This window comes from uncultured Algibacter sp. (genome assembly GCF_947490405.1).
In the GTDB taxonomy this organism is placed as follows: Bacteria; Bacteroidota; Bacteroidia; order Flavobacteriales; family Flavobacteriaceae; genus Algibacter_B.
The window spans coordinates 377590-394263 of the sequence record NZ_CANLGU010000001.1 but is presented as its reverse complement, the minus strand read 5'-3'; the positions used below and the strand labels follow the sequence as shown (position 1 = coordinate 394263).

The window sequence follows — 16674 nt, the reverse complement described above, 5'->3', positions numbered from 1 at the left end:
ATAAACTAATTATGAGTATAATAATTAATATCCACGCCAGACAAATTCTAGATTCAAGAGGTAACCCAACTGTTGAAGTGGATGTAGTAACTGAAAACAATATTTTAGGAAGAGCTGCTGTACCTTCTGGAGCATCAACAGGAGAGCATGAAGCCGTTGAATTGCGTGATGGAGGAGATACTTATATGGGTAAGGGTGTTTTAAAAGCTGTAGAGAATGTAAATGTTATAATTGCTGAGGAGCTATTAGGAGTTTCTGTTTTTGAGCAAAACCTTATTGATAAGATAATGATTGATTTAGATGGTACTCCAAATAAATCAAAATTAGGCGCTAATGCTATATTAGGAGTTTCTTTAGCAGTTGCAAAAGCAGCGGCAAATGAGTTAAACATGCCACTGTATCGCTATGTAGGTGGTGTTTCAGCAAATACATTACCATTACCAATGATGAATATCATTAATGGAGGTTCGCATAGTGATGCACCAATTGCATTTCAAGAGTTTATGATTATGCCTGTTAAAGCTAAAAATTTCACGCATGCTATGCAAATGGGTACTGAAATTTTTCATCATTTGAAAAAAGTTTTACACGATAGAAATTTAAGCACTGCTGTTGGAGATGAAGGTGGTTTTGCGCCAAACTTGTCAGGTGGTACAGAAGACGCCTTAGATACTATTGCAAAAGCTGTAAGTAATGCTGGTTATAAGTTTGGTGATGAAATTAAGATTGCTTTAGATTGTGCATCTGCAGAATTTTTTGTTGATGGTAAATACGATTATAAGAAATTTGAAGGTGATTCGGGAGTTGTAAGAACCTCTAAAGAACAAGCTGAATACTTAGCTGAATTAGCTTCAAAATATCCAATTATTTCAATTGAAGATGGTATGGATGAAAACGATTGGGAAGGTTGGAGTTATTTAACAGAATTAATTGGCGATAAAGTACAATTAGTTGGTGATGACTTATTTGTAACTAATGTTGAGCGTTTATCAAGAGGTATAAATGAAGGTATTGCAAATTCTATTTTAATAAAAGTAAACCAAATAGGATCTTTAACAGAAACTATTTCAGCTGTAAATATGGCGCATAATGCAGGTTATACATCTGTAATGTCTCACCGTTCTGGTGAAACAGAAGATAACACTATTGCTGATTTAGCAGTTGCATTAAATACAGGTCAGATAAAAACAGGTTCTGCATCTCGTTCTGATCGTATGGCTAAATACAATCAGTTATTACGAATAGAAGAAGAGCTTGGGGAAGTAGCTTATTTTCCAGGAGAAAATGCTTTTAAAGTGAAATAACTATATATTTTATAATATAAAAAAAAAGCGATTATTTTTTGATAATCGCTTTTTTATTTGGTATCAATTTTAACAATATGTTAATTGGTTAAATCATTCTTAATAATCTTTAAAAATAGGCTTAGATTTCGTAATTTAGCACTCCGCAAAAAACAAAACAAAACTCGCTAAAAACATATGTCAAATAAAGCTACAATTGAGATTGATAATAAAAAGTATGAATTCCCTTTGGTTAAAGGGACAGAAAATGAAGTTGCAATTGATATTTCTAAATTAAGAGCAAGTACAGGTGGTGTAATTACTTTAGATTCTGGTTATAAGAATACAGGTTCATGTGAAAGTGCAATTACTTTTTTAGATGGAGAGAAAGGAATTTTAAGATATAGAGGATATTCAATTGAAGAATTAGCTGAAAAAGCGGATTTTTTAGAGGTAGCCTACTTATTGATTTTTGGAGAATTGCCAACTAAAGAGCAGAATGATAAATTTCATGATGATATTAAGGCTGAGTCAGCTGTAGATGAGGATATAAAGAAAATATTAGATGCTTTTCCAAAAGCAGCACACCCAATGGGGGTAATTTCTTCTTTAACCAGTGCTTTAACTGCGTTTAACCCTTCTTCAGTTAATGTGGATTCTGAAGAGGATATGTATAAGTCTGTCGTAAGGATATTGGGAAAAATGCCTGTTCTAGTAGCTTGGACGATGCGAAAAAAGCAAGGTCAGCCATTAGATTACGGTGATAATTCACTAGGCTATGTTGAAAATCTTTTAAAAATGATGTTTTCAAGACCAAATAGCTGCTATGTTCAAAACCCAGTTTTAGTTGATGCTTTGGATAAGTTATTGATATTACATGCAGATCATGAGCAAAACTGTTCGACTTCAACAGTAAGAATTACTGGCTCATCCCATGCAGGCTTATTTGCATCTCTTTCTGCTGGAATATCAGCGCTTTGGGGTCCGCTTCATGGTGGGGCTAACCAAGCTGTACTTGAAATGCTAGAGGCTATTCAAGAAGATGGTGGAGATACAAAGAAGTATATGGCAAAAGCTAAGGATAAAAGCGATCCATTTAGGTTAATGGGCTTTGGTCATCGAGTATATAAGAATTTTGATCCGCGAGCTAAAATTATAAAGAAGGCTGCGGACCAAGTTTTACATGATTTAGGTGTTGAAGATCCTATTTTAGAAATAGCAAAAGGATTGGAAAAGGAAGCATTAGAAGATCCGTATTTCGTAGATAGAAAATTATATCCTAATGTAGACTTCTATTCTGGAATTATCTATCGTGCTATGGGTATTCCAATTGAAATGTTTACTGTTATGTTTGCAATAGGTCGTTTACCAGGTTGGATTGCACAATGGAGAGAGATGCGTTTGCGTAAGGAACCAATTGGTAGACCAAGACAACTCTATATTGGAGAAACTAACAGAGATTTTATTCCAATTAATAAAAGATAGATAATTGTTTTTTTAAATAATTCTTAAGCTTCATAGTTTTTCTATGAAGCTTTTTCTTTTTTTAAGAGTAAATTTTAGTAATTACGTAATTTCTCCTTAATAATTATTAGCTTTGATGCTTTCGTTTCTTAACATATTTTGAATATTGTATGCTTAAATTAAATGTAAAAAATGAAACTTCAAGGTTAAAATCGGTGGTTTTAGGAACAGCAGAGAGTAATGGGCGGACACCTAAAATTGAAGATTGTTACGATCCTAAGAGTATTGAACATATTCTAGCTGGAACATACCCAACGGAATCAGACATGATTAAGGAGTTGAATGCCGTTGCTAAAGTTTTTGAAAAATATGATGTTAAGGTTTACAGACCTCAAGTTATAAAAGATTGCAATCAAATATTTGCACGCGATATTGCTTTTGTAATTGAAGATATTATGATAGAAGCTAATATTTTACCTCACAGGGAAGATGAGGTTCATGCTATAGATTATATATGGAATCAGGTTGCTGAAGATAAACGTATCATTTTGCCGGAAGCATGCCATGTAGAAGGTGGGGATGTAATGCCATGGAATGATTATATTTTTGTCGGTACTTATTCTGGTGAAGACTATTCAGATTTAATTACAGCCAGAACAAATATAGATGCAGTAATTGCAATACAGGAGTTGTTTCCGAATAAAACCGTAAAATCATTCGAACTAAGAAAGTCTAATACAAACCCCAAAGAGAATGCATTACATTTAGATTGTTGCTTTAATCCATTAGGAAAAGGGAAAGCTATTATTCATAAAAATGGGTTTTTAGTTGAGAAGGAATATGAATGGTTGGTTGATTTTTTTGGAAAAGAAAACGTTTTTGAAATCACAAAAGAAGAAATGTATCAAATGTGTAGTAATGTATTTTCTATTTCTGAAGATGTCATTATTTCTGAACAAAACTTTACCAGACTCAATAATTGGTTAAGAAATCAAGATTTTACTGTTGAAGAAGTGCCTTTTTCTGAAATTGGCAAACAAGAAGGTTTGTTGAGATGTACAACTATGCCTTTAATACGAGACTAATTATGGAACAGACAACAAACTCTATTTTGATGATTCGTCCTGTAAACTTTAGGATGAATGAACAAACGGCTGTAAATAATTATTATCAAGAGTCTATTGATGGTGTTCTACCTGAAACTATTAACGTTAGAGCGCAAAAAGAGTTTGATACTTATGTTGAAAAATTAAGAGATATAGGTGTTGATGTGATAGTGGTAGATGATAGATTAGACTACGATACACCAGATTCAATCTTTCCTAACAATTGGGTCTCTTTTCATGAGAATGGTGATGTTGGATTGTATCCAATGTTTGCAAAAAATAGACGTTTAGAACGACGAGAAGATGTTCTTGAAACTCTAGAAGAAAAAGGGTTTTACATTAACAATATTATTGATTATACAAGTGCTGAAGAAGAACACGTGTTTTTGGAAGGTACGGGTAGTGTAATACTTGATCGGGTAAATAGGAAAGCTTATTGTGCTTTGTCACCTCGTGCTGATGAAGATTTGTTTATAGAGTTTTGTGAAGATTTTGAGTTTACTCCTGTAATTTTCACATCTTATCAAACCGTTAATGAAGAGCGAAAACCAATTTATCATACTAATGTAATGATGTGTATAGGGGAAACCTTCGCTGTAATTTGTTTAAGTAGTATTGATGACAAGAAAGAACGTAAAAATGTGATTAAACACTTGAAGGAAGATGATAAAATTATCATAGATATATCTGAAAAGCAAGTGACTAATTTTGCTGGAAATATGTTGCAGGTTAAAGGTGCTAATGATGAACGCTTTTTAATTATGAGTCAAGCGGCTTATGATTGTTTAACGCTTTCTCAAATAGAAACACTTGAAACGCATACCAAAATAGTATCGAGTTCTTTAGAGACTATTGAAACTTGTGGTGGTGGAAGTGCTCGTTGTATGATGGCAGAGGTGTTTTTACCAAAAAATTAATTTGGCAGATAGGTGCGTTAGGGATTGAACGGTATGTTTGAAATCCCTGATCCCGATAGCTATCGGGTGAAGGATTGAGTAGTGAAAGCCCGACTCCGCCTAAGCGGGAGGAACGCTCAAAAAAATAAATTAGATTACTTAAATTTTATGATGGTCTGGATTTAGGCAACTGTACATAGAATGTGCTGCCTACTCCTTGAGTGCTTTCTACCCAAATTTTACCATTGTTGAGTTCAACCAATTCTTTACAGATTGATAGACCAAGACCAGTGCCTTTTTCATTATCGGTTCCCATAGTGGTGAAAGAACTACTTTTGAATAACTTTTTTTGATTTGCTTCAGAAATACCCACACCTGTATCTGCAATACTGACGATACAACTACCATTACTAATGTGATTGGAAACTGTAATAGTATCACCGCTTTTACAAAATTTAAGAGCGTTGGCTAATAAGTTTTGTACAACGATTTCGAACATGCTTCTATCTGCGTAAGCAAAATCTCTTAGAGAGTGGTCTACTAGGTTAATACCTTTATTTTCCACACGCTGATCTATAAGTTTTACTTTACTTTCAAAAACCTCTTGAATATCAAATAAACTTGGTTTTGGCTCTAAAGATTGCATTTGAGATTTGGACCAGTTAAGTAAATTGAAAAGTAATAACGAAGCATTGTTAGCATTTTCGCTTAACTCTGGTATTAAATTATCAAACTCTTCTCGCGATAAGGAACCATCTTTGAGTAAATCTATAAAACCATTAATTGAAGAGAGGGAATCTTTTAAATCATGAGATACAATTGAAAATAGTTTGTCTTTAACATTGTTGACATTTTCAAGATGCTTGGTTTGTTCTGAAAAAGCTTCATTTTCAAGCTCAATTTTGATGTTTTTTTCTTCAAGCTCTTGCATGTACTTGATATTACTATTGCGTTTTAAGTAAACTAACACTAGTAAAGCTGAAACTACAATGAGTGCTGCAAGCAATGCATAGAGTAAAAGTTTGTACTTATCTAGTTTTTTATCAATTTGTGCCTTTTCTTCTAAAGAAAGATTATTTGTAGGATTAACATCTTGAATAATGTTATTCGTCTCAGAATCTATTGCTTTAACTGATTTTTGAGTTTCGGTAATGATAGGAGATACTATCTTTGTTTCCTTTTTAAGTATATTGTTGAGCTCGTAATACTCACGTTGCCATACAAAAGCTCTATCAAAACGACGCCTTGTAGAATCCAAAGACTTCATGAGTTTGTAATGCCTTAGTAATTCTGTTTTGTTATTAAGTTTTTTAGCAATTGTACCAGCATCTAAAAGTTGCTTTTCAGCGGTTTGTAAGCGGCCTTGTTTTAAGTTTAAATCTCCTAAATTATTTAAAGCAAGAAGTAATCCAGCTTGATTTTTTGTTCTGATATTTATATTGTATCCAGTAATAAGATATTTTGTGGCCTTATTATAGTCGTTAAACTTTAAGTACTCACCACCTAATTTAGGAAATATTTGTCCTCTTATTGAATCGTTATTTGGTGCTGTGTTTTCTAATAATTTCTCATAATATTCAATAGCTCTTCGATGCTCTTTTTTATTAGAATAAAGTTCAGCTAATTTACTATGCGATTCGTTTATGCCCTTAGTGTCATTAAGTTTTAATTGTACATCAAGTGCTTTTAAGTAAAATTCAATGGCTTTTTCATAAAGGTTTATATTATAATAAGCATTGGCTAAATTACTATAGGCCAAGTTAAGGTCCTTAACAAGGTTTCTTTTTTCAAGTTCCTTTATTGCAGCTAAAGAGAAGTCTAAACCTTTGTTATAGTTTCCGCGTTTAATCTCTATCAAACCAATGCTATTATTTACTTTGGCAACACTTAATGTGTCTTTTAGAGTATTAAACAGGGCCTTTGATTTGTTGTAACCACTTATTGCATTAATATAGTCGTTTTTCTGAGCGTAAATTAAAGATTTGTAATAGGCTATTTCTGCAATGCCTTTTTTGTAGTTTAAATTGTTGGAGAGTTTTTCGCTTTTTAAAATGTACTCCAAGGCTCTTTCATAATCATCAGCCTCATAAAGCGCTTTGATGAGTTTCAGAGACGTTTCAACTTTTAAGGAGTCTTGTTCTTGGAATGCTAGTTCTAAGGCAAGTTTATCTATATCATAGGTTTGCGAAAAACCCACAGAAGTAGACAACATAATCAGTAAAGTAATTATTCTCCTCATTATAACATTTAAATCACATCTAGAATCAGGCAATGTAAAGGGGTCTTAAATTTTGAGGGAAAATAAGATTACCTTTTTAGCTGTAATTATTTGTTAGCGTTAAAATTTTTATCCGAAAAAGTTCGAATTAATAGCATTACCACGCAAAAGTTGAAAAAAGGATATTTAAAATCTAATTTCTGCGTTTTAATACCAAAAAATTAGACGAAAGGACACCAGAAAAATAGCTTAAAAATCGACGAATAGACAAACGGTAAAAATCATAGAAAAAGAGCACTTTTACCGATGAAATGCATCCGCTTTTTTTTTATAGTATTCGGTAATTTTTAACTGATAGAATCAATGTGTCTTAGCTTTTTTGTTATTGCTAGAAATAACATTAAAAACTTTCTATCTTTGCAGCCTTAATACCAGTAAAATGAACCTTCAAGAAACCTTAGAGAATTACGTAAAACAAGCCGTAAAATCTGATTTTAATATTGAATTAGAAACTGTTGAATTCCAAGCCACAAGGAAAGAGTTTTCAGGAGATATAACTGTGGTGGTTTTTCCAATGTTGCGTTATGTAAAAGGTAATCCTGTGCAAATAGGGGAACGCATAGGGAATTATTTAGTTGAAAATGCTGAGGATGTTAAAGGATTTAATGTTGTAAAAGGGTTTTTAAATATTGAAATTAACGATTTATATTATCTTGATTTTTTTGATGGTATTAAAAATAATGAAACATATGGTTTTGTATCACCAAAACCAGATGAAAAGGCTATTATGGTTGAGTATTCCTCTCCTAACACTAATAAACCATTGCATTTAGGGCATATTAGAAACAACCTTTTAGGCTACAGTGTTGCTGAAATTTTGAAAGCTTCAGGAAAGAAAGTTTATAAAACTCAGATTATAAATGATAGAGGGATTCATATTTGTAAAAGTATGATAGCTTGGAAGCACTTTGGGAATGACGAAACACCACAAAGTACAGGTTTAAAAGGAGATAAACTTGTAGGTAATTATTATGTGAAGTTTGATCAAGAGTATAAAAAGGATATTCAAAATTTAATAGGTTCTGGTCAGTCTGAAGAAGAAGCAAAAAAGAATGCTCCGATTCTTTTAGAGGCTCAGGATATGTTGCGAAAATGGGAGTCTGGAGATGAAGAAACCGTAGCATTGTGGAAGAAAATGAACGGTTGGGTTTACAATGGATTCGATATTACATACAAAAATTTAGGTGTTGATTTTGATACACTTTACTATGAAAGTAAGACCTACCTATTAGGAAAAGAGTTTGTTAGTGAAGGTTTGAAAAATGGTGTGTTCTACAAAGAAAGTGATGGCTCGGTTTGGTGTGATTTAACCGATGAGGGGCTTGATAAAAAAATAGTACAACGTGCCGATGGAACTGCAGTTTATATGACTCAAGATATTGGTACAGCGATTCAACGTATAAAAGATTTTCCAGATGTTGGAGGTATGGTTTATACTGTTGGAAATGAGCAAGATTATCATTTTCAAGTCCTGTTTTTGATTCTAAAAAAATTGGGTTTTGAATGGGCTAAGAATCTATATCATTTAAGCTACGGGATGGTAGATTTACCTAGCGGAAAGATGAAGAGTAGAGAAGGTACTGTTGTTGATGCAGATGATTTGATTTTGGATATGGCACAAACTGCTGAAGAGATTTCAGAAGAGTTAGGTAAACTCGATGGTTATTCAAATGAAGAGAAAAAAGAACTTTATAAAACCATTGGTTTAGGTGCTTTAAAGTATTATATATTAAAAGTTGATCCTAAGAAACGTATTTTATTTGATCCAAAGGAGTCTATAGACTTTCAAGGAAATACGGGGCCGTTTATTCAGTATACTTATGCTAGAATTCAATCTATTTTACGTAAAGCTGATATTAATTTTAATACTAGTATTAAAACATTATCGCTTCATGATAAAGAGCGCGAATTAATCAAACAGATACAGTTATTCACAGAAGTCATTCAAAATGCCGCTGAAAACCATAGTCCAGCTTTAATTGCTAATTACACCTACGATTTGGTTAAAGAATTCAATTCATTTTACCAGAATGTGTCTATTTTAGGAGCAGATAACGATACTGAAAAAGCATTTAGAGTACAATTATCTCAAGTAGTTGCAAATACTATTAAAAATAGTTTTGGGTTATTAGGTATTCAGGTTCCCGATCGTATGTAAGTTAATAGAGTTTTTATTAAATTTTAATTAATCTCTTTTATGTCTTCTTGAGTTTTATCATCTCGCTTTTTATCAATTTGCTCAATTTTAAACTTAGGTAGATTATCTTTTCTGTAAAAAGTTACGGGTACAGGTAATATAGATGCTAAAGCTATCATTATTACTAAAGCAAAAAGCCTTAATGTTTTTTTAAGAGTCTTCATAAATATAACTAGTGTTATAACATCAATAGCATTGATGTTAAAAAATTAAACATGTAGTTTGTTTTGCTAGTTTCTAGCAAATAGGAATTACTATTGCTTTATGAAGTAGACTTTGTAGTTTCCAGTATTTATTTTAGCAATTAGGTTTTGCTCTAAAAACTGGGGTTTTAGAAATTGTATTGTAGCTCTTTTTTGAGATTTTAGAGTATTTAAGGTATTGATTTTATGTGTGTTAAGTAATAATTTGAAATTAAAATGAGTAAAATTGCTATGAGTTATAGCTAGATGATTACTAGGGATATTTTTGTATTTAGTAACATCAGAAACATTTCTTCTTTGGGAGGAAACAAGCTCTGTTTTAGGTTTTTCTAAGTTAATTGAAATACTTGTAAATCCAGAAACAGATGCTAGACTAAGCATCAATATTAAGAAAGCAAAAAGTTGTTTGATCTTTCTGTAAATATTTCTATTCATATTAAATTTTAATCACTTTATGAATTTCTTTTTTACCTCCAGTTAAAATTTCAATTAAATAAATCCCGTTTGGAAGACGTCTTAAATTTAAGCTTAATTTTCCATTAGAGATGTCACCACTATTATTAATAATTAAAACACCAGAGCTATTATAAATTCTATATTTAAGAGAACTTATATCTTCTATCCCAGAAATGTTGATAGTATTTCTAAAAGGATTTGGATAAACTAACCAATTTTTAACATCCTCTGCGGTATTAGTGGATAAGGCAGAACCAAAACACTCGTTATCTAGTTTAAATTCAGCTTTTAATAAATCATCTAATTTAAGGTTTGAAAAACTATCATTTATTGTATGATTGAAAAAAGTGGCATCTATAATCGTATTGTCTGCTCCTAAAAAGTTTTGAAGCAATGTTGCAAAGGTTTGTCTATAGTCATATTGTACTGTTTGTATTTGCCAATTGTTGCTCTCTGATGCTTCTGTTAAATCTGGATTTATTCCAGAAACACCTCCTGCTATTGGTTTTCCAAAAACAAACATAGGAGCTATTTCTCCATGATCTGTTCCGAAACTCCCGTTTTCTCTAGCTTTTCTTCCAAATTCAGAAAAGGTAATACCAACAATATCATCAGCTATATTTTGGTTGTCAATATCATTCATAAAAGCCTTCAAAGCTCCAGATAATTCGGCTAATAATTCGTGATGTCTTCCCAAAAGATCGCCTGCTCCTTGTACTTGCAAATTATGTGTATCAAAACCAGAAATCCGAACCATATACACTTTTGACCCTAAATCGCCACTAATTAAACGCGCTACTGTTTTTAATTGGTCTGCTAAATCAGTATCTGGATAGCTCACATCATTTTGACCTGAATTAAAGGCTTTAGAGATAGATTCAGCATAGGTGTTTGAAAGTGAATCTGTATTGTTTATATATTCTAATTGTTTTCCAAAATCCGAATCTGGAATATTAGTTGGTGGTGCGCCACCTAGCCCATTTAATATAGAGTAAAAGCCAGAAGGGTCTTGACCTGTAATATTTAACGATAAGCCATGTGCTTCCTCACCATGAAAACCAAGCGAGGTTTTATTAGAGCCTATTTCCACTGCTAAAGGAAAAGTTTCAACAACTAAATCTGCGTAGTATAATTCCATAAAACGCCCTATCCAACCCGTGTCGGGTCCGTTCAATAGACTGTTACCATCATTCCCTGTTAAATATAAATCGGTAGATTTAAAATGACTTTTGTTTTGAGAAGGATAGCCAACAGATTGAAGTATACGTAACCAACCTTTGTCATAAAGTGATTTAAAACCAGTTAAAGCTGGATTTAGACCCACTTGTTGGTTGTCTGGGAGTGTTGCGTCTAAAGAAATATATTGATTAGCTCCAGACTCAGGTACTTTAATTGTAGGTCTTAAATTGCTATAAGTATCGTACTGATTTAATGGGATAATTGTATTTAAACCATCATTAGCACCTGCTAGATTTATTAAAACTAATTTTCTATTAGAAATATCGGGGCAAGATACATATGGCATAAACGATTTTATAGCCGCTTGTAATTCAAAGGGTGTTAAACCGATAACAGAAGCTGATGCCGAAAGCTTTATAAAATTTCTTCTTTTCATAATTTACATTAATTGAAATTCTGCAGCATTAACCATGGCAGTAATAAGCGCATTTAATCTAACTTTTACAGAGGTGTCATCATTATCATTTATATATTGATTCCATAAATCCGTCCAATAATAATTAGGGAATCCTTCATCAACTAAAAATGTTTTGAAATAGTTAATTCTATTACTATCAATTGATTCAGGGTATAGTAAGTCTGAAATTTCAGTAATTAGCATTACAGGATTAGAAGGGTTGGATATTTTATTATTAGTAAAGGCAACAGTATCTAATTTAGCATAAATTTGCGCATTTGGTATTATAGTGTTCCTTCCTATTATAAGACTCTCTATAAGTTTATAACGACCTATTAAAGTATTAGATGAAAACCAAATTCTATCAAAATTGGGTTCTTGGTAATAAGCAGGATAACCAGCAACCGAATCAGGATTATATAATTCCATCCCAGCTGCTTTCGTATAAGTATTATGAATAAATCTTAAAAAGAAGTTATTATAATATCTATATGCATCTGTTGTTGGATCTGGATATGTTACGCTAAACATAGAGCATATTTCAGATAATTGTTGCAGAGGACTTTTTATAATACTCCCGATTATATTATCAGTAGCATCAGCATCATCTGCATCATAAAAATGTTCGCTAGACAGCAGCGTAGTTACCACGGGTAGAATTTCAAAATCGTTATCAATTAAAATTTGAGATAGAGGTGTAATAATATCCGTTTCAACAGCATCATTCCATTCACTTTTTACAAAATAGCGATATAACTTTCTGCAATATGCTTTTGCAGTTTCTTGCTGCGCAAAAACCATATCTACAAAATCGTTAAGTTCTCGAGTCATATCAGCGGCATTAGTAGCAGCGTTTATTACTTGGCTGCCAAAGGCAGGACTAAAGGTTTTATTTGTTTTATCGTGTCTATTGTAATTGTTGTAACCAGTAGGAATGTTTGTGTCTGGATCGATATCACTTCTATCTGCACGTTTTTTAAATCCAGAAAACACTTTTGCAGCTTGTTGGATATCGTATTCGGTGTAATTGGTATAATTCCCTTCTCCAATTTGCTCACCTTTAAGTATTGTAAATAATTCTAAGTATTCTCGTGCATAATTTTCATTAGGGTTATTATCGTTATTTTGGGTATTGTCCAGATAATCTAGCATCCCATTATCTAAAGTAATTTTTTTTGCTAATGTTTTTATGTTGCCAAGAGCATAATAGTCTAATAGTCTAATGTGGTCATAAAAATAAGTTGCAGCTCCAACTCCTGAATCTTTTCCAACGGTAAAGCAAGTATGAAGAAAAAACGATAGTTTGTGTTTTAAACTTATCTGACTCATAGCATTATGCCACCACCAAGCCGTAACTATAGCACGCTTTCGTGTTTGTCCATCAAAAGAATTTGGAAGTTCTGTTGATGAAGTCCAGTAACCGTCTGGTGCCTCATTAGGTAGTGGGTCATAGGGTTCAGGTAACGTATTGGTTGATGCAGTGGTTAAACTATTCACAGCATCAGTGGCTGTAATACCAACAAAAATATCTAATTGCTCCTTGCTATAATTAAAGGTAGATCTTCTAAGTAGATGTTTAGCTTTACGCAAATCTAGAGTACCTCCAAGTGGATTAAGTGATGCCATTAACTAATTATTTTTTGAAAATTACTCAAAATTTTAATTAGTTGTATGTGGAATTTTAATTATTCGTTGAAATTCAGTTAGTTAAATGGTTGAAAGGGTGTTTTTTTAAAAACTAACTCTAAAACTTACATTTGGAGTTATACCTAATGATCTGTTTTCAATTGGTACAATCTCATCATCTTCATTTAAAGCATAATAGGTGTTGATTATGTTGTTTTTATTTAGCACATTCCATACTGATGCACCAATACTAGCTTTTGCTGAATCTGAGATGTTAAAAGCATATGTTGCAGAGCAATCTATTCTTAAATACTCTTTTAATCGGCTACTATTTGGTGCTTGATATTCAATATCGCTGTTTGAAGGGTTTTGGTTAATATCAGGTTCAGTATTTGGTAGTCCCGAATGCCAATTTAAACCAGCAGCAAATTTGATATTTTTATTTGTATAGGTTCCTGCAAAGGTTATGGCATGAGTAATGTCAGTATTATTTGGGAAGGGATTACCATCATTTAAATTATCGAATGTATATTCATTTTTACTGTACGAATATGAAATCCAGCTACTAATAATATCGCTAAATTGTTTATTAAGCAAAACATCTAAACCTTTAATTTCATAGCTGCCAACCTCGTTTCTAAATTGATATTGGTTTTGAAATCCTTGACTGCGTGTAGTTATACCATTAACTTTTTTTATATAGGTTTCAGCACTAATCAATAACTTGTTTTTGTTGTAATGTATACCTGCTGAAAGTTGTTTGCTTTTTAATACTGGAATAGGGTATATGGTTTGAATATCATTCCTTATAACTTCCTTGTTGTTGTTAGATAAAACCCAACGGCGTTTTTCAATGCCTAAAAAATCGTTTTGTAAATCGATAATTTGAGATGTGGTTTGACTTTTAAACTCGCCCAAAACCTCAAACCTAAAATGGTTTAGAAACCGCTGAGAAAAGCTTAATCGAGGTTCGGCAAATAACATATTGAATTTTTCAATATAATTTAACCGCCCCCCTAAAGTTAATTTGGATTTTGCATTCTTAGAAAGAAACCCTGTTTCTCCATAAATAGCGTGAGATCTTAAAACGTTTCTAATAAAACTCCTAAAATTAGGGTTGTTAACATCTTCTAAATTACTAATACCAACCTCTGTAAACTGGTAGCCGCTATTTATTTTTAACTGGTTTTTGAAGTAATTAATATCAAATTTTGCAGAACCATCATAAACTTCGTTTTCTTGAATTAACCGCTGGTCGTTAATTACATCAAAATTTGTAGCATCTAAGTCGTAATGGGAAACATAAACCTGTGCTGTAGTAGCGAGGTGTTTATTCCAATCTCTGGTATAGGTTACTCCTAGTGCTAGATTTTGTTGTAATAATTTACTGTTTAGAGCTTCATTTCTGTTGTTGATTGTTGATTGCTCATCGTAATTTAAATTGTTGTTCACATTTAAAAAATGAAATCTTACTTTATCTTTTTTAGAAATATCATAAAGAAATTTTGCAGCAATATCATAAAAATAAAACGTTTCGTTTTGCGATACTGTATTGTTGTTTTCTTTGGCTTTAGTAAAGTCTGAATCTTGAAAAACACGTTTAAAATACTGGTCGTAGGTTGAGGTGTTTATCAAGTCTGTTATAGAGCGACGTGTAGATAATTGGAGTTCGGTATTTCTTGATAATGGTACTTTAACATAACCGTCTGCATTAATTAAATTAAATCCTAAGCCTGCTTCAAACTCATTATCTATTTCATCTGGTAAATGCATATCAATAATACTTGAAATACCATCACCATATTTAGCTCGTGTTCCATTTTTATATACATTAACATGTTTTGTAGTATACGGGTTAAACGCTGAAATTAAGCCAAAAAAATGACCAGACTGGTACATTTTAATACCATCCCAAAGCAATAAATTTTGATCATGAGTACCACCTCTAATATTAATGTTTGAAACGGTTTCATCTGTGCTTAAAACTCCAGGAATTGCTTGTATGGTTTGTAAAATATCAGGCTCAATAAGCCCAGGTAAAATGCCAAAGGTTTTAGGTTTTATGGTTAAAGAGCCGTCATTGAGTTTCGTTAAACCAGAGGTTAAATAATTAGTAACAACAACTTCATCAAGGTTTTGTATTTTAAAACTTGATGCCTCTTGTTTCTTTAATTTTATAACTATAAAACCATTATCAAGAAGTTCAAAATCTAATTGTGTTTCTAATCGAAGAAATTCTATAGCTTCATTTAATGATAAGTTAACCTCTGGAGTCGTAGCATCTTTATTCTTAATTATGGCATCAACATAAGAAAAGCTAACATCATATTTTTCAGAAAGTATTTTTAAAATAGCAATAAGAGGTTGCTTTTCTTTTTGAGTGGTTTGCGCTTTAAAGGAAGCAACATTCAAAAAAAATACAGATAAAAAAATAGAAAGAATAAAGCCTTTATTCACCTCTTAATGTAATCGTATTGTTTGATTTGCTATACGTTGCATGTAAAGGTAAGGTAATTGATTTTAAAGCTAGTTCTATATTGTCATGAGCAAAACTACCGCTAAAAAGCTGATTTGAGTCTATACCTAATAACGTAACCTGAACATTGTATTGTCTCTCAAATTCTGCAATAACAGTTTTGTAAGGTAAGCTTCTAAACGTACTAGCGTTATTTAACCACGAAGGCATTGTGCGGTTTTCTTTTTCTTTAGCAATTGTTTTCCCATCAATAATTAAAAAGCTGTTTCCAGGTTTTAATTTTGTTTCTTGGGAGTTATAAGTCACCCCAACTAATCCTTCGTAGCAAATAACCTCAAAATAATTGTCCCGTTGTTTTACATTAAATTGAGTACCATAAACCGTAACGGTTCCTGATGTTGTTTTTACTTTAAATGATGATCCTTTAGCTACTTTAAAAAAGGCTTCTCCTTGAAGTGTAACTTCGCGGTCTTGCTTCCAGTCTTTCTTATTGAAAACTAAGTTTGATTTTGCGTTGAGGGAAACACTAGATGCATCTGGTAATTCTATGGTTGTTTTTTGAGCATACTCAGTAGAAATAGTCGTGTCTATAGTAGTGGTAAAATAATACAAGCTAAAACAAACTGCAAGTATAGCAGCAACACGCATAAATGGTTTTAACCAATGAGTTGGTACTTGCTTTTTACTTTTAATAGCAGATAATACATTTTCTAATTCAAAAGATGTATTATAGTCATCAGCTTTAAAAGCTTGCAAGTTGGTATTTAACTTTGCCAAATCATCGTAGTCTTCAAGCTTTTTAAAAGCTTCAAACTCTTGATTATTTAGGTTGTTATCTAACCATTTCGATATGAGTTCTTCTCGTTTCATAATTTCTATACAACTATATAACAGTTAACTTTTATTTTTTCCTACCCTTATTTTTTTTTTTTTTTTTTCAAAAACTTAAATTTTCAGTATTCAGTTTAAAAATATAGTTTTCCAACAACCAACAACCAACAACCAACAACCAACAACCAACAACCAACAACCAACAACCAACAACCAACAACC

The 16674-nt window shown here is 32.2% G+C and carries 12 protein-coding genes; 5 read left to right on the top strand and 7 right to left on the bottom strand.

The genetic code is table 11. From position 1 onward, the window contains the following. Positions 1 to 11: 11 nt before the first annotated feature. The 4 genes from eno to ctlX all read left to right on the top strand — a co-directional run bounded on the left by eno (position 12) and on the right by ctlX (position 4770). A complete protein-coding gene (gene eno / locus Q0772_RS01440; RefSeq protein WP_298339222.1) occupies positions 12 to 1304 on the top strand; it encodes a phosphopyruvate hydratase in 1293 nt (430 codons plus the stop codon). 177 nt (positions 1305 to 1481) lie between these two features. Then, positions 1482 to 2768: a citrate synthase gene (locus tag Q0772_RS01435; RefSeq protein WP_298339217.1), complete on the top strand. Its 1287-nt coding sequence runs from the start codon at positions 1482 to 1484 to the stop codon at positions 2766 to 2768. Positions 2769 to 2917: 149 nt separating this feature from the next. After that, positions 2918 to 3832, top strand: a complete 915-nt coding sequence (locus Q0772_RS01430; RefSeq protein ID WP_298339214.1) for an arginine deiminase family protein — start codon at positions 2918 to 2920, stop codon at positions 3830 to 3832. 2 nt (positions 3833 to 3834) lie between these two features. Beyond that, positions 3835 to 4770, top strand: coding sequence for a citrulline utilization hydrolase CtlX (ctlX, locus tag Q0772_RS01425; protein WP_298339211.1), 936 nt, complete (start codon positions 3835 to 3837; stop codon positions 4768 to 4770). A 145-nt stretch (positions 4771 to 4915) separates the two neighbouring features. Here ctlX and Q0772_RS01420 read toward each other — a convergent pair whose 3' ends face one another. Beyond that, positions 4916 to 6988: a tetratricopeptide repeat-containing sensor histidine kinase gene (locus Q0772_RS01420; protein WP_298339208.1), complete on the bottom strand. Its 2073-nt coding sequence runs from the start codon at positions 6986 to 6988 to the stop codon at positions 4916 to 4918. A 418-nt stretch (positions 6989 to 7406) separates the two neighbouring features. On the opposite strand from Q0772_RS01420, the gene argS reads away from it, so the two are divergent. Further along, positions 7407 to 9185, top strand: a complete 1779-nt coding sequence (argS, locus tag Q0772_RS01415; protein ID WP_298339205.1) for an arginine--tRNA ligase — start codon at positions 7407 to 7409, stop codon at positions 9183 to 9185. 23 nt (positions 9186 to 9208) lie between these two features. Here the strand turns inward: argS and Q0772_RS01410 are convergent, their stop codons facing one another. The 6 genes from Q0772_RS01410 to Q0772_RS01385 form a co-directional block, all read right to left on the bottom strand. Further along, on the bottom strand, positions 9209 to 9388 hold the full coding sequence (locus tag Q0772_RS01410; RefSeq protein WP_298339202.1) for a hypothetical protein: 180 nt from the start codon (positions 9386 to 9388) through the stop codon (positions 9209 to 9211). Between the two features lie 90 nt (positions 9389 to 9478). Next, positions 9479 to 9862, bottom strand: coding sequence for a hypothetical protein (locus tag Q0772_RS01405; RefSeq protein ID WP_298339200.1), 384 nt, complete (start codon positions 9860 to 9862; stop codon positions 9479 to 9481). A 1-nt stretch (position 9863) separates the two neighbouring features. Further along, positions 9864 to 11498 (bottom strand): DUF1501 domain-containing protein, encoded by a 1635-nt coding sequence (locus tag Q0772_RS01400; RefSeq protein WP_298339197.1) that lies wholly within the window; start codon positions 11496 to 11498, stop codon positions 9864 to 9866. Positions 11499 to 11501: 3 nt separating this feature from the next. After that, the gene (locus Q0772_RS01395) at positions 11502 to 13145 is read right to left on the bottom strand and encodes a DUF1800 family protein (protein ID WP_298339192.1); all 1644 of its coding nucleotides are present in this window, start codon (positions 13143 to 13145) and stop codon (positions 11502 to 11504) included. Between the two features lie 105 nt (positions 13146 to 13250). Beyond that, a complete protein-coding gene (locus Q0772_RS01390) occupies positions 13251 to 15602 on the bottom strand; it encodes a TonB-dependent receptor (protein WP_298339190.1) in 2352 nt (783 codons plus the stop codon). Beyond that, positions 15595 to 16491, bottom strand: coding sequence for a FecR family protein (locus tag Q0772_RS01385; protein ID WP_298339187.1), 897 nt, complete (start codon positions 16489 to 16491; stop codon positions 15595 to 15597). Before Q0772_RS01385 ends, Q0772_RS01390 begins: the two co-directional genes overlap by 8 nt. Positions 16492 to 16674 lie beyond the last annotated feature (183 nt).

What these genes read in the sequence shown, in the direction of transcription:
- Q0772_RS01385 (WP_298339187.1), bottom strand. Translation starts at nt 16,491, where the DNA reads ATGAAACGAGAAGAACTCATATCGAAATGGTTAGATAACAACCTAAAT.
- argS (WP_298339205.1), top strand. Translation starts at nt 7,407, where the DNA reads ATGAACCTTCAAGAAACCTTAGAGAATTACGTAAAACAAGCCGTAAAA.
- Q0772_RS01400 (WP_298339197.1), bottom strand. Translation starts at nt 11,498, where the DNA reads ATGAAAAGAAGAAATTTTATAAAGCTTTCGGCATCAGCTTCTGTTATC.
- ctlX (WP_298339211.1), top strand. Translation starts at nt 3,835, where the DNA reads ATGGAACAGACAACAAACTCTATTTTGATGATTCGTCCTGTAAACTTT.
- eno (WP_298339222.1), top strand. Translation starts at nt 12, where the DNA reads ATGAGTATAATAATTAATATCCACGCCAGACAAATTCTAGATTCAAGA.
- Q0772_RS01410 (WP_298339202.1), bottom strand. Translation starts at nt 9,388, where the DNA reads ATGAAGACTCTTAAAAAAACATTAAGGCTTTTTGCTTTAGTAATAATG.
- Q0772_RS01435 (WP_298339217.1), top strand. Translation starts at nt 1,482, where the DNA reads ATGTCAAATAAAGCTACAATTGAGATTGATAATAAAAAGTATGAATTC.
- Q0772_RS01420 (WP_298339208.1), bottom strand. Translation starts at nt 6,988, where the DNA reads ATGAGGAGAATAATTACTTTACTGATTATGTTGTCTACTTCTGTGGGT.
- Q0772_RS01405 (WP_298339200.1), bottom strand. Translation starts at nt 9,862, where the DNA reads ATGAATAGAAATATTTACAGAAAGATCAAACAACTTTTTGCTTTCTTA.
- Q0772_RS01430 (WP_298339214.1), top strand. Translation starts at nt 2,918, where the DNA reads ATGCTTAAATTAAATGTAAAAAATGAAACTTCAAGGTTAAAATCGGTG.
- Q0772_RS01395 (WP_298339192.1), bottom strand. Translation starts at nt 13,145, where the DNA reads ATGGCATCACTTAATCCACTTGGAGGTACTCTAGATTTGCGTAAAGCT.